At 39.4% G+C, this 15,297-nt stretch carries 8 protein-coding genes; 3 read left to right on the plus strand and 5 right to left on the minus strand.

The window, feature by feature from the left end; translation table 11 throughout:
• Positions 1–128: 128 nt before the first annotated feature.
• Both PUND_RS10610 and PUND_RS10615 read right to left on the minus strand, forming a co-directional pair.
• Positions 129–1,622 (minus strand): tryptophan halogenase family protein, encoded by a 1,494-nt coding sequence (locus tag PUND_RS10610; protein ID WP_010389791.1) that lies wholly within the window; start codon positions 1,620–1,622, stop codon positions 129–131.
• A 117-nt stretch (positions 1,623–1,739) separates the two neighbouring features.
• On the minus strand, positions 1,740–4,532 hold the full coding sequence (locus PUND_RS10615) for a TonB-dependent receptor (RefSeq protein WP_010389790.1): 2,793 nt from the start codon (positions 4,530–4,532) through the stop codon (positions 1,740–1,742).
• A 659-nt stretch (positions 4,533–5,191) separates the two neighbouring features.
• Here PUND_RS10615 and PUND_RS10620 point away from each other — a divergent pair.
• The gene (locus PUND_RS10620; RefSeq protein WP_010389788.1) at positions 5,192–6,832 is read left to right on the plus strand and encodes an alpha-glucosidase family protein; all 1,641 of its coding nucleotides are present in this window, start codon (positions 5,192–5,194) and stop codon (positions 6,830–6,832) included.
• Between the two features lie 60 nt (positions 6,833–6,892).
• Here PUND_RS10620 and PUND_RS10625 read toward each other — a convergent pair whose 3' ends face one another.
• Positions 6,893–7,447, minus strand: coding sequence for a TIGR00645 family protein (locus tag PUND_RS10625; protein WP_010389787.1), 555 nt, complete (start codon positions 7,445–7,447; stop codon positions 6,893–6,895).
• A gap of 243 nt (positions 7,448–7,690) precedes the next feature.
• Here PUND_RS10625 and PUND_RS10630 point away from each other — a divergent pair, with 243 nt between their 5' ends.
• Positions 7,691–7,933, plus strand: a complete 243-nt coding sequence (locus PUND_RS10630; RefSeq protein WP_010389786.1) for a hypothetical protein — start codon at positions 7,691–7,693, stop codon at positions 7,931–7,933.
• A 164-nt stretch (positions 7,934–8,097) separates the two neighbouring features.
• Here PUND_RS10630 and topA read toward each other — a convergent pair whose 3' ends face one another.
• Positions 8,098–10,806, minus strand: coding sequence for a type I DNA topoisomerase (topA, locus tag PUND_RS10635; protein ID WP_010389785.1), 2,709 nt, complete (start codon positions 10,804–10,806; stop codon positions 8,098–8,100).
• 253 nt (positions 10,807–11,059) lie between these two features.
• Positions 11,060–13,762, minus strand: a complete 2,703-nt coding sequence (locus PUND_RS10640; protein ID WP_010389784.1) for an Ig-like domain-containing protein — start codon at positions 13,760–13,762, stop codon at positions 11,060–11,062.
• Between the two features lie 185 nt (positions 13,763–13,947).
• On the opposite strand from PUND_RS10640, the gene PUND_RS10645 reads away from it, so the two are divergent.
• The gene (locus PUND_RS10645; protein ID WP_008466610.1) at positions 13,948–15,279 is read left to right on the plus strand and encodes a dicarboxylate/amino acid:cation symporter; all 1,332 of its coding nucleotides are present in this window, start codon (positions 13,948–13,950) and stop codon (positions 15,277–15,279) included.
• Positions 15,280–15,297: the final 18 nt, after the last annotated feature.

The following is a 15,297-nucleotide window of genomic DNA, read 5'->3' on the forward strand; positions in this document are numbered from 1 at the left end:
ATTTTTATTTCAGTGTTGTTATAGGTTTATACTAAAGCTAAGTAAGGCTTGGTTACAGTTGCTGCATACGTATTCACAGCCATATTCAGTGACAATTAACCCGCAACCAAAGCACCACGTCACGCCACTTAGTTTGTTTTTAACTTAGCTAAAAACTCTTTATGAGTAGGTAGTTTATCTACCGTTGAATTTATTAGGGTTTTTAACGTTATGAATAAATCCGTTAGTTGTTCACTGCTTAATGAGTCAACAATACTGTTATAGTCATTTGGTATTAGGCCTTGACCTATAAACACTTGCTGCCAAGCTACTTCTGCAAATAACTCGTCGTTTTCGCGCACGACTTTGCCCGTTTGTTTAAATAAATCCATTTTATGCGCTAACGATTGAGGAATTTCCATTTGCTTACATTGACGCCAAAATGGGGTGTCTTCTCGCTCAGTTAATTTATAGTGCAAAATAATGAAGTCACGAATATGCTCGATTTCACTGATGCTTTGCTTATTAAATTCAGTTACTAACGCATCACTAACCCCATTATGAGGAAACAACTTAATTAAACGTGTGACCGCACTTTGTATTAAGTGAATACTAGTAGACTCTAAGGGCTCTAAAAATCCACTAGAGAGCCCTACTGCGACTACATTTTTATGCCACTGCTTTAAACGACGACCTGTTTTAAATTTAATTAAACGCGGGCTTGTTGTTGGCTCACCCGGTAAGTTATTTAATAAAAGCGCGGTTGCCGACTCATCCGATAAATAACGGCTGCAATACACTAAGCCATTACCTGTTCGATTTTGTAGCGGAATTTGCCACTGCCAACCTGCGTTATGTGCTATTGATCGCGTATAGGGCTTTAATTCGTTACTGCCTGTTGATTGCACTGCAACAGCACTATCGCAAGGTAAATAATGTGACCAATCAACAAACCCCGCATTAAGAGTTTGCTCAATTAAAAGTGCGCGCTGGCCAGTACAATCTATAAATAAATCGCCTTGGATTTGGCTATTATCGTCAAGTGTTAAGTTGGTGATATTACCTGTGTCTGGGCATTGCTCAACACGTTCTATTTTTGCATCAATGTGTTTAACGCCGCGTGATAATGCAAGATTTTTTAAATATTCAGCATACAAAGTGGCGTCAAAGTGAAACGCATAACTAAGCCCTGGTAATTGAGTATTAGGAATAGTATTTAGTAGCGTAAATTTGTGCTGTTTAGCGACTTGATAGTTAAGAGAAAAATCCCATAAAGAGTCCTCGCTGCCATTAATGTGCCCTTTTACCCAAAAATTATAAAAGTCACAAAAGGGAAAATCTTTACCAAACGAGCCAAATGCATGCATGTAGCTATGCCCTGGTGTTTTCCAATTTTCGAACTCTATACCCAGTTTGATAGACGCATTAGTAGCATTTATAAAATCTTGCTCATTAATACCGAGCGCATTATTAAGCCCAATAATAGGAGGAATAGTGGCCTCTCCCACACCTATAGTGCCAATGCTACTTGATTCAATAAGGGTAATATTAATTACTTTACCTAACACTTTATTAAGTAGTGCTGCGGTTATCCAACCAGCTGTTCCACCGCCTGCAATGACGACATGTTTTATTGGCTTCATATTATTGCTCACTTTTTTAAATCAGATTTAAAAAGTTTGATAAAACTTAGGTAAAGTAGCTATAAAAAAACCCTTGTAAAACTAATTACAAGGGCTAATAACTTAACTAAATTTCAGTTAAAGCTTGTAGCTAAATCCAAGAATAAAGTTACGCCCATAATCTTGGTAATCACGCACTTGTAAAGCATTATCACCACTTAGTGTTGTAAATGGTTCTTCAGTGATATTTTGTACTTGGAATGTCACATTTAAGCCATCTAAGCTCTCAACACCTGCTTCGCCAAAATCGTAACCAACTTGTACGTCCCAAATTGTTTCACCTAAGATATTCACTTGCTGAGTTTCATAACCTGCGTTGTAAATATCACCTTTAAAGTCGCTACGTTTACGCATACTAGTACGTGCTTGGAAGCCATAGTTTTCATAATAAAAAGTTAAGCTTTCAATTTTATCCGACAAACCAGGTAATTCGTATTCATTACCGTTTTGATCTTCAATATCTTGTTCAATTCCTGTATGGCTGGCAATTAAACCAAAACCTTCTAATGAATCACTAAAAATATTAAACGGTAGAGCAAGAGACAATTCATAGCCCCAAAGATCTCCACCACCGCCATTCACTTTACCTGATCCAGTACCGGTACTATTCTCTGGTATCTCACCCGTTGAAGGGTTAGCAACTCCTGACATATCAACTTCGTATACACCATCAAATATCCATTGGCTTAAGTCTTTATAAAATACAGCCGCTGAGAAGTATCCTTCTGCACTAAAGTAGTTTTCATAAGTAAAATCAAAACCCGTTGCTTCTTTTGGTTCAAGTGTAGGATTACCACCAGATACTGACCAATAGTTGCCATTCTCATCAGGACGCTCAGAATTGTAGCTCGCATTAACAGAAGCATTCATTTCATCTAGGCGGGCTCGTGAGATAGTTTTAGCGGCACCAAAACGCACAGTTTGATTTTCATCTAGCGCTAAAGATAAATTAAGACTAGGTAAAACATGACTATAATCGTGTGACACATTGTTAGGAACGGCTTCAACTAGACCAGTCACGTCATTCGGCACAGCCGCAAAACCTTGCGAAGATTGCTCAGTTCTAACATAGCGAACACCAAAGTTACCTGTTAATGGTAGTTCACCTACTTCAGCATTAATATCAGCTTGAACAAAAAACGCCGTAACTTTTTCTTGAACTGTGTACGACTGCGTAGTGTGTTTTATATCCGTTAAACTTTCTTGAATTGAGTCATAATATCCATCGTCAACTAGTGCACGGGTATCATAGGCAATCATATCCCCCATACCGATAAAGCCTAAGCTAGCTGTTCCGAGGCGATATTGCTCTGGAACGACAAGCGTACCAGGATTATCTAATGAGAAATCGCTTAATGTTAAGTAATACCCTTCAGACTTTTTACTCTTCTCACGGTCGCGATATGACATACCAAAACTTACTTTGCTTAAGTAATCGTTTTCTAATAGCTTGCTTGCTGCTAGTTTTAAAGTATGTAGTTCATCATTAACTTCAGGTGCATTAATAAAGCCATCTTGTGCTGTGTTTTGATAAGCCGTATCATTTAAGCCGTACTTATTATTTAGCGCTGAGCTGGTTCCCCATGACAAAGGACCACCTAACTGAATTAAAGCATAATCACTATAATCTAACTCGTGGCTAAATTTGGCGCCGGTATTGCCGCCATCAAGTGAGTAACCAATGTTGTCAGCAATACCGTTTGCATCGCCACGGCCTGTGCCAGAATAACTTTGTAAGCTCCAGTCCTTACGCTCAACTTCAGATAAGCTCGCATCAAACTCTACCGACCATGAATCGTCAATGTCATATTTAGTATTAAATCCAAATTGCGTTAATTCAGCATCACGTTCTTCAACATCATTGCGAACTACAACGCGTTGACCTTGCGTTGTTGCACTGGTGATAAAGCCAGACTGTTCATCTACAGTAACACTATTTGGGTCGATGCTACCTTGACCCCAGGCGAAAGGTACTTCAATACCACGTAAGATTTTTTCATCGTTAAAATCTACATATAACGCATCAAACGTCATGTTTAGACGATCATTTGGTGCTGCTTCCACTACTAGCATCGCTGAATCACGTTCAAGTGTTGATGAACGTACGAATGGTTTGGCGCCGCCTAAGATTGAATAATTCTGTCCTTCAACGTCGAATTCAGGGTATCCCCAAGAATTCCAGCGTTTTTCTTGGTTTGGTGAGCTCATTGTGTTGTAAGCAAATGCAACACCTATAGTGTCATCTGCAAACTGGTCTATGTATGAAACTGTGCCACGAAAGCCTTTATCATCACCATCAGGATTTAGCTTATCAAAACCTGACTGCTCTAACTGACCATTAAACATGATCACGCGCTCGCCTTTACTTAAAGGCTTTACCGTTTGCATGTCGATTACACCGGCAATACCTTCAGCTTCAATACTGGCACTTGGTGTTTTATAAACGGTTACGCCGCTCATTATTTCTGATGGGTAAAGGTCAAACTCAACACCACGGTTGTCACCAATAGAGACTTGCTCACGACCATTAAAAGTTGTTGCACTTTCGTTTTCGCTAAAACCACGAACACTTACACGACTAGCACGGCCATCAAGACGTTGCGCTGTTAAACCTGGTAAACGTGCGATTGACTCTGCAATAGATGTATCTGGAAGTTTACCAATGTCTTCAGCAGAAATTGACTCAACCACCTGTGTTGAAAAACGCTTAGTATTTATTGATTCAACAACACTACCGCGAAAACCTTTCACTTCGATGATTTCTACATCATCATTTTTTATTGTTTCTTCTTGTGCCGCAGTGGTGGCAAAGCTTGATAATCCGGCAGCAGTTAATGCTAGCGTTAGTATACTTGGTTTGAACATAGCCATAATGTTTTCCCGTTACCCATAATGTGATACCCGCTTACTTGCTTAAGTGATAGTTAAACATGCGAGCTTATTTTGTTGTCGGAATGAATATTAACGCTCGTATTATTTTATTAACAACTTATTGCATACGTATTCAAAATAGCACCGCACGCACAAATTTAACATTAAATTTACAAGCCAACATGTAACCAACTGTTTTAAAATAGGTTATTTTGGTGCAAGAGTATTTTATGAGTTAAGTGATAACCACTATTTATTTTTTTATGAAATAAACCTTTCATAAAACGCTGATAGAGAGAAGCAAGAAAATTTTCTTTTTTAATTAATTACTAAACACACAATCTACACAAATTAAATTGGTAAGACCAATAACTAAAAACACCAATTCAGTGCAGACCTTTGTTTTTGTGCACCTAAACAGCGCAAACAATAAATTAACAACTCCATATTAGAATTGGTAAAATATAATAAGAATAATCCACGACTCAAATCGATTGCCTGAACGATTATTTCATCCAGTTTTAATACCTTAAAATCGGTGCATACGTATGCAGGATTTTTACAGTATGACAGGCTTCAAGTATGCTTTTTCAAATAAACGGGGATTATTACCTCTAAAAAAAGAACAACACAAAGACAGTGTGAAAACGGAGAAAAGCATGGCCCAAAAGCAATGGTATAAAGGTGCGGTTATTTATCAGGTTTATCCGCGTAGCTTTCAAGATAGCAACAACGATGGCATTGGTGATTTAAAAGGGATAATAAATCGTATTGATTACATTAAAAGCTTAGGGGTGGATGCTATTTGGATCTCACCTTTCTTTAAATCGCCGATGAAAGATTTTGGTTATGATATTAGCGACTATCGTGATATTGACCCGCTTTTTGGTAATTTAGCAGATTTTGATGAGTTAATTGCGCAAGCGCATCAACGCGATATTAAAATTATTATTGACCAAGTGCTTAGCCATACCTCAGACCAACATCAATGGTTTATTGATAGTCGTGAAGACTTAACCAACGATAAAGCTGATTGGTATGTATGGGCCGATGCTAAAGAAGACGGCACAGCACCTAATAATTGGTTGTCTATTTTTGGTGGCGGTGCATGGCAATGGGAGCCGCGTCGTGGACAATACTACTTGCATAACTTTTTTACTGAACAGCCTGATCTTAACTTTCATAACCCCGATGTTCGCCAAGCCGTACTAGATAATGTTGAATTTTGGCTTAAAAAAGGCGTGGATGGCTTTAGGTTAGACGCAATTAACTTTTGTTACCATGACGCTTTGCTTCGTGATAACCCAGCTAAACCAAAAGAAAAACGTCAAGGCCGTGGCTTTAGCGAAGATAACCCGTATGCATTTCAGTATCATTACTACAATAACACCCAACCTGAAAACATAGAGTTTATGCGTGATATTCGTACTTTACTCAACAAGTACCCAGGTACCGTGTCATTGGGTGAAATTTCATCTGAAGATTCATTAGCCACAATGGCAGAATACACCCAAGGCGGCGATAAACTGCATATGGGTTATAGCTTTGAGCTGTTAACGGATGATTACTCGAGCGAGTATATAAGAAATACCGTTACTACACTTGAGGAACGCATGACTGAAGGCTGGCCTTGCTGGGCATTTAGCAACCATGACGTAGAACGTGTTGCTAGCCGTTGGAGTGAAACGGGAGAGGTAAACCCAGCTCAATGTAAAATGTTGACCGCCCTACTCGCTTCGCTTCGTGGCAGCGTGTGTATGTATCAAGGTGAAGAACTCGGACTCGGTGAAGCCAGTGTTGCTTTTGAAGATTTACAAGACCCATACGGTATAACTTTTTGGCCAAACTTTAAAGGTCGCGATGGATGTCGTACCCCAATGCCTTGGGAAAACCGTGATAACTCACAACCAAATGCACACAATGCAGGATTTAGCGAGGTAAAACCGTGGTTACCTGTTGATCAACAACACAAGCTCCAAGCAGTTGCTGAGCAAGAGAATGATGCAAACTCAATATTAAATGCGTACCGTGAGTTTATGGCCTGGCGTAAAAACCAGCCAGTATTACTTGAAGGTGATATTGAGTTTATACAAACCGCCGAGCCAATTTTGGCTTTTTACCGCACGTTAAACGAAGAAAAGATGTTGTGTGTATTCAATTTAAGCGGGGCAAAAGCAGAGCTTGCTATTGATATTGTTGTTGAAAAAGAGCATAGCGCGCTTTCTCATTACAACGCGCAGCTTAATAATAAAACACTGACCGTTGAGCCATTTGGTAGTTATTACGCCAACTGCAGTTAATATTTAAAATTATTACAAATAAAAAACCCGAGCATTGCTCGGGTTTTTTATAACAAATTTTTAGTGGTTAATTGTTTTACTATTTAAATAATCAGTAAAAGCAAATAGTACACCTGATACCACAAACGTAACGTGTATCAGTACTTTCCAGAGTAATTCATTATTAGAATGAGACGTGGAACTTATAAATACCTTAAGCAGCTCAACGGCTGAAATGGCCACTATTGCACTGATCAGCTTCATTTTTAAACCAGAAAACCCGACCTTACCCATCCATACAGGGCGGTCTTCATGATTTTCGATATTAAGCTTAGAGACAAAGTTTTCGTAACCGCTAAAAATAATAATCAATAGCAGACCTGCTAACAATGCAGTATCAACTAAAGTTAAAATACCAACCAACAGCTCTTGATTACTAGCAGTAAACGTCGCTATCCCCATCATATATAGTTGTTTAAAAAACTTTATAAGTAGTAAAATCACAGCAAATAATAAACCTACAAAAAATGGGGCGAGTAGCCAGCGTCCTTTAAATATCAACGACTCAAGACCGTGTTCAACTTTATGAACAGGGTGTATTTTTTTATTTGTATTATTTGTGTGTGGCTCTGACATAGGGGCACCTAAAAATTAAAACGCGACATTAGCTTAAATTAAACGCTAACACAATCACTTCAGCCTAAAAGTAGGTACGCAATATGCTTATCCTGACGATAAAAATTTTTCGTTTTCCTTTGTGTGAATTGTGATTAAAAATCAGTTTACCAACAGAGATGTTCTGCCTTGGTTACACTTGTTTTATGTAGGCATTATTTGAATGCATAATTCGATTGTTACTCCATTTTTAGGAATAAAAAAATGAATAAAGCATTACTCGCGTTAATCGTTGCACCGTTTTTCGCTTTATCAGCTGCAAATGCAGTTGCAAGCGATACTACAGACGCTTCAGCCGAAACGATTCAAGAGTTCACAGAAATGTGTATTAGCTGGGCTAAAGAAGACGACGTAAGCGATGAAGCAATTTATAACTATGTTTTAAAGTGTGTGAATGATGAACTAACATCTGAAGGCTATAACAAAGTCACTGCTGTTAAGATTTAATGAATAATTGAGCGGTTCAAACCTAAATTGGTTACATTTTAACTCTGTAAAATAAAAAATCAGGTTAAAAATGCCATTGCGATAGGTTTGATAATGCAAAAAAACCGGAACTGTCACAGGCTGTGCGTTCCGGTTTTTTTATTATTAAAGCGATGAATAATTAATTATTCATCATCTTTTTTTGGTTTGGCTTTAGCTTTACTTTTAGCTGGCGCTTTTTTAGCTGCAGCTTTCTTTTTAGGCGCAGCTTTTTTCTTAGCCTCTTCTACCCATTTACCACCCTCGTAATGGGCCGTCCAACCAGTTGCTTTACCATCAACTTCAGTCATCACATATTGGACTTTGTTTTTACGACTGTAACGCACAACAGCAAGGTTGCCATCAGGATCTTTGGCTGGTGCATCAGCTAGGTAGTAAAACTTAGGCGAAATACGATCTCTAAAGCGTTGTAACTCTTCTACTTTAGGAGCACGTGTTTCTCGTGATTTAGGGAACGTATTTGCAGCTAAGAAAATACCGGCCGCGCCATCACGTAATACAAAATAGGCTTCAGACTTTTCACATTCTAATTCAGGAATATGAACTGGATCTTCTTTTGGTGGCGCAGCTTCGCCATTTTTTAACAACTTGCGTGTGTTTTTACATTCATCGTTGTTACAACCAAAATACTTACCAAATCGACCTGATTTTAACTCCATATCAGCGCCACATTTATCACACTCGATAATAGGTCCGTCGTAGCCTTTAATTTTAAAGGTACCCTCTTCAACAACATGCCCCTGACATGCTGGGTTATTACCACACACATGCAATTTACGGGTTTCGTCGATAAGGTATGAATCCATCGCTGTTTCACAAATAGGACAGCGCTTCATTTGCATTAATGTTTCTGTTTCAACGTCTTCAACATCAGCTGCAACCGCTTCATCACCCGACACTAAATTCATAGTAGTAGTACAGCGCTCTTTAGGTGGCAGGTTATAACCTGTACAGCCTAAGAATACGCCCGTTGAAGCAGTACGAATGCCCATTTTTCTGCCACAGGTTGGACAGTCAATATCGGTTTCTACCATTTGATTAAGACGCATGCCGCCTTCATCTGGTTCGCCTTTAGCAATGTTTAACTGGGTTGAGAAATCAGCATAAAACTTATCGAGAACTTGCGTCCAAACACGCTCGCCTTCGGCGATATCATCTAAACGACCTTCCATTTTAGCGGTAAAGTCAAAGTTCATTAAATCTGTAAAGTTTTCAACTAGGCGATCGGTAACAATTTCACCCATTTTTTCAGCAAAAAAGCGACGATTTTCTACTCGTACATAACCACGATCTTGTATTGTCGAAATAATAGACGCGTAAGTTGAAGGACGGCCAATGCCACGCTTTTCAAGTTCTTTAACTAAGCTCGCTTCACTAAAACGTGCTGGCGGCTTGGTAAAATGCTGCTTAGGATCAAGCTCAACTAAGGTGAGAACTTCACCTTGCTTAACAGCAGGAAGTGATTGATCTTCTTCGTTCTTTTTACGCACTGCTGGCTGTACTCTTGTCCAACCATCAAAGCGAAGCACACGGCCTTTTGCCTTTAATGTGAAATCATTGGCGGCAACGGTTAATGTGGTTAAGTCGTATTCAGCAGGCACCATTTGACAAGCCACGAACTGACGCCAGATAAGCTCATAAAGCTTTTTAGCATCTGCATCCACACCTTCAACATGCCCTGAAAGTACCGATACGCTGGAAGGACGAATCGCTTCGTGCGCCTCTTGTGCATTACCCTTTGAGCTGTAATTAATTGGATCAGCAGGTAAATATTTTGCACCAAACTCATTGGTTACATACTCACGACACATCTCAACCGCATCTTTCGATAAGTTAGTAGAATCGGTACGCATATAGGTAATGTAACCACCTTCATATAGGCGCTGCGCAAGCATCATGGTCTTTTTAACGCCATAACCGAGTCGAGTACTGGCGGCTTGTTGCATGGTTGAAGTAATAAATGGCGCACTTGGGCGACTCTTACTTGGTTTTTCTTCAACGCTTACAACTTTGTATTCGGCATTCTCAAGGCTTTTAACTGCTGCTGTAGCTTGCGCTTCATTTACAGGCTTAAATGGCTTGTCTGCTTGTTTAGTGACTTCTAAACGTAAGTCAGACTCGCTATTTTTAACATCTGCATGAATATCCCAGAACTCTTCAGGAATAAACGCTTTAATTTCACGTTCGCGTTCTACCAATAAACGCACTGCAACAGATTGAACTCGTCCTGCCGATAAACCTCGTGCAACTTTAGCCCACAACAAAGGTGAGACCATAAAACCAACCACACGGTCTAGAAAACGACGGGTCTGCTGTGCAAAAACCATATCGGTGTTCAATTCACCCGGTGTTTCAAACGCTTGTTGTATTGCATTTTTAGTGATTTCGTTAAACACGACGCGCTTATACTTTTCAGGTTCGCCACCAATAATTTCTTGAAGGTGCCAAGCAACTGCTTCCCCTTCTCTATCCAAATCCGTTGCGAGATAGATTTGATCAGCATTTTGGGCAAGCTTTTGTAATTCTTGAACAACCTTTTCTTTACCCGGCAATACTTCGTAATGTGGTTCCCACCCTTTTTCAGGATCGATGCCCATGCGCGCGACTAAGTTAGAATAGTCACGTTGCTGTTTATACGCTGCTTTCTCATCAGGTGGCATTTTACGAACCTCAGCAGGTGTTTTGCTTGCTGGTACTTTGTTTTTGCCCGATCCTGATGTAGGTAAATCTCGTACGTGTCCAATACTGGACTTAACGATAAAATCATTACCTAAGTATTTATTAATTGTTTTAGCCTTAGCAGGTGACTCTACAATTACTAGCGATTTGCCCATAGTTGCCTATTTCTAACCTAGTTTTTTAAATGTGTTTAGCCGACTCATACGGCGCGAATATTTATAGGTATATCTACAAACACTAGTTCTTACAAGCTTTTAATACAAACTTTTCAGTATTTACTGAATAAACAAACAATTTCTGTTGTTAATTTAAACAAACCAGCGTTTTTTGAATAATTGATGTGGAATATATAGAATAGAAACAAAAATGCCAACCTTATTGGTTGGCATTTTTTAGACTTCACATATTCTAAACCTTAGGTTCGTCTAAAATCGACATTACGGTATATTGAGTTTTCACACCACCGGGCGTTTCAAATTCAATGTATAAGAACCCAGAATCAACCTCATTTGGCTCTGACTCTTTAGTAATGTTAACGGAAACTGAGATTGGCGTTTTTTGTGCTGTATTAACCACGGTGTAATCTGTTAACCCTCTTAATACACCATTATCGGCCGTTACAGTAACAGTAGTACCTGCCGGCATTGGGTTGTTATGAATATCACTAAAGAAAATGGTTACTGAAATCGCGCTGTAAGGTGTTGAGTTGCTAATATCAATAAGGTTTATGTCGCACATACCTGCCATATCAGAAGCTTCTAAGCGAATACCATCACTTAAACTACAGTCATTTAAAGCCGTCACAGCTCTAATATAAGGTGTACTACCTGACATAACTAACTCTGAGCGAGCACGCACATTAACAGTTTCACGTGTACACGCATTTGCAGCTAAAGCTTCATCACTACACAACAAGCCGTTATAAATTCCATCACCACTGTCATACTGACCATTATTTAATGGCCCTGAGCGTTCCACGTACCATTCATCCTCACCACCATTAGAATCCACAGGGTTTGTTGGTGCTGGTAAATTCCCATCAAACACACCATTTTCGTTAAAATCTATAAAGGCTTCAGGCAAATCTTGTAAAGTTGAGTCAAACTCGTTTTGATTAAACTCACCGTTGGCAGATACATCATTAAACGACTCTTCACCCACAGAATAAGCAAGTAAGCTAACACGTCCACCAAGTGGATAATCAATTGGCGCGTTATTAGGCGCATCAGTTAGCGCAATTGGATCGCCATTGCTATCTAAATAATTAATTAAATTGCCATTTGCGTCCAGTTCTGACTCTCTAATACCTAAAGAACAAGGAGCAGCTTGACCAAAATAGCGGTCACACTTATCAGCAACAGAATTATTATAAATGCTGTAATGGTATGGGACAGGGTTTTGGCTGCGCCACTGAGCGTTACACACACCGTCTGTGGTGCGACAAAGTAATAAAGGTGTAAATTGTTCATCATCAATAGTGCCAACTGCACCACCTTCACTGGCAATATAAATTGCTGTGTTATCTGGTACAAAATTATTAAAATGATCGGCTGCAAATACGGTTAAGTCTGTAGTTACTCCTGCTTCGTTTAATGACTCGGTATTAAAGGTTTGCACTGCAAGCGTGAAACTATCCTGATCTGGCACACCTGTCGTAATAGTAATGTCATTAGAAACAATAGAGATCACACTATTCTGTGAGGTATCACTACTATCAATCTGATGCGAAGCAATCACAGATAAAATACCAGCAGCTTTTCCTGAGCGAACGTTTACAGTCACTAAACCTTCGTTGTTAGTAAATTGAAATGCGCTGTCTAATAGAGCCCCACCAGGGTTTTGTGAAAGTGCAAAATCAATTTGCTTTTGACCCACTGGATTTCCATTTACATCTAAAAGCTTAAAGGTGAGTTCTGAGTTCTCGGTCAAGGTTTGACCACCCGCTCCTTTAATAGCTAACACTTGATTAGTCGCCCCCATAAACGCAATTGAGCCAGTTTGAGCCGCAGCAACATTTATGTTAATAGTTTTTGTTGCTACATTGCCACCAGTCACCACAGTCGCGGTAATCGTATCTATACCATTACAGCCATCAGCTTTATAAGTTGCACTTGCCGTACCACCAATACTCGTTACCACATTATCGATAGTGGCTTTAGGGGTCGACTCTTCTGCGCAAGCAGAAGTGAATTGCACTTCCAACGGTGTAGTAAATACATTATTACTACCATCTACAATCTGAGCCGTAATAATAGTAGTAGAACCTGCAGATAAAACATCATCCGAAGCAATACCCGCGCTTAAATTAACATTTACTTGAACAGCGTTAATTTCAAATAAAGCACTCGCAATTCCGCCCTGTGCGGTTAATTCAACTTGACCAACACCTGAGCTACTGCCAGGCAATAAATTCAAAATAGCCACACCAAACGCATCAGTTTTAGCTGTTAAGCTTTCTGGTAGTAAAATTCCTAGCGTGGTTGTCGCTTGAACCAGTACATTACGGGCTGGCGTATTACTACCAGGTTTTGTGATTTTTGCATAAACAATCGCTTGTTGCCCAAGTAAGTTGCTATTTTGTGAACAATCAGATGGATCAAGTTCTGTAGAATCTCTATCAATATTTAACCAACTATCAGGACAGTTTTGTAAGATTTTAATGTCAATATTTGCAGCCGATTCATTAGATTGCGGCTCATCACCTGCGGTATAAAAACCGAGCTTACTTGTGGAGCCTTCGTAGCTGGCAACAATAGTTCCCGCTCCTTCAACACTGCCTGCACTGAGCTCAATAGTTGCAACACCACTTGTATTTGTTAATGCGCTTGCTGTAGCAGGTATGAAAGAGCCAAGTGTTGTAGTAAAACTAACTTCTTGACGAACAACAGGCTGTCCATCACTGTCAGTTACAGTCGCAACGACCTCAAGCGGATTGTTAGCGGTAACGATTCGATCTTCAAAATTAAGTTCAACTTGGGTATCTAGTACGGCATTGTCGCCTCCAGTATCACCGCCAACGGTTCCACTTTCTTTCTCAAGTGAGCCCCCACCGCCACAAGCAATGAGTAATGAGCTGAGCAATATAATGCTGAGCAAACGGTTTAAAGGCATAGGTTTCTCCATTGGACAGTTACTAAGTTAAACTTATTTACTTAATGTTAACCTATAACTTAGTCTAAAATCTCAGATTTTTACTCTTTTTTGCGATAAAAATTTTTAAAAAGTTGACGTTTTTTCTGTAAAAAAAATTACATGCTGTTAGTCTATGCCAAATTTATAAAAAATAGATTGGAAATATGTCTAAAATCCGTTCAATGAGTTTAACTACTCGCATCATGATTGGTATGGTGCTTGGTGTTGCAGTAGGCTTTATATTTCAGGCTATATTAGCTGGTGAAGACGATTACCTAATCCCTCTTGGGTTATTCTCTTTGCCAATTAAAGCTTTTTTTGTTGATGGCCTATTTCATGTAGGTGGGCAAATATTTATAGCTAGTTTAAAAATGCTAGTTGTTCCCTTGGTATTTGTATCCCTTGTGTGTGGTACTTGTAGTTTAAGCGATCCTAAAAAATTGGGCCGTTTAGGTGGAAAGTCGATTGGTTTATATCTGGTGACCACAGCAATTGCTATTACAGTGGCAATTACACTAGCGCTACTATTTAACCCAGGTGAAGGTATTGGTTTACCCTCTCAAGCAAGCTACGACGCAAAAGAAGCGCCTACTTTAGCTCGTGTTATCATTGATATGTTCCCTACCAACCCATTTGAAGCAATGGCAAAAGGAAACATGCTACAAGTTATTGTGTTTGCTTTGTTATTTGGTATTGCAATGGCGCTTAGCGGTAAAGCAGGTAAACGTGTAGCAACGGTATTTGAAGACTTAAACACGGTTATCTTAAAACTAGTTACTTTGTTAATGAATATTGCTCCTTACGGCGTATTCTTCCTAATGGCTAAGTTATTTACAACTATCGAACTTAACTTAATTGTAAGCTTAGCTAAGTACTTTGGCGTCGTTGTTTTAGCCCTGTTATTGCATGCATTCGTAAACTACACACTGCTGTTAAAAGTGCTGACTGGATTAAACCCACTTACTTTCTTAGCTAAAATGAAGCACACCTGTTTATTTGCTTTTAGCACCTCAAGTTCAAGCGCTACGATGCCTATCACACTTGAGACTGCGACTAAGAAGCTCGGTGCTAATAATTCAGTGGCCTCATTTACTATTCCATTAGGCGCAACCATTAATATGGATGGCACTGCAATTATGCAAGGTGTCGCTACGGTATTTATTGCTCAAGTATTTAGTGTTGATTTAACTATTTCTGATTACTTAATGGTGATACTAACGGCAACGCTTGCCTCGGTTGGCACAGCAGGTGTTCCTGGCGTTGGCTTGATCATGCTGGCTATGGTATTAAACCAAGTAGGCCTACCTGTTGAAGGCATAGCAATTATAATAGGTGTTGATAGACTACTTGATATGACCCGCACAGCAGTTAATGTAACCGGTGACTGTATGGTAACTTGTGTTGTCGCTAAAAGTGAGGGTGAACTAGATGAAAATATCTTTAACGACCCAAATGCAGCTAAAGATTTAGAAGACTATCACAAGTCAATTGACTAACAGCTCTACCGTTAGTTA

This window comes from Pseudoalteromonas undina, assembly GCF_000238275.3.
Taxonomy (GTDB): Bacteria; Pseudomonadota; Gammaproteobacteria; order Enterobacterales; family Alteromonadaceae; genus Pseudoalteromonas; species Pseudoalteromonas undina.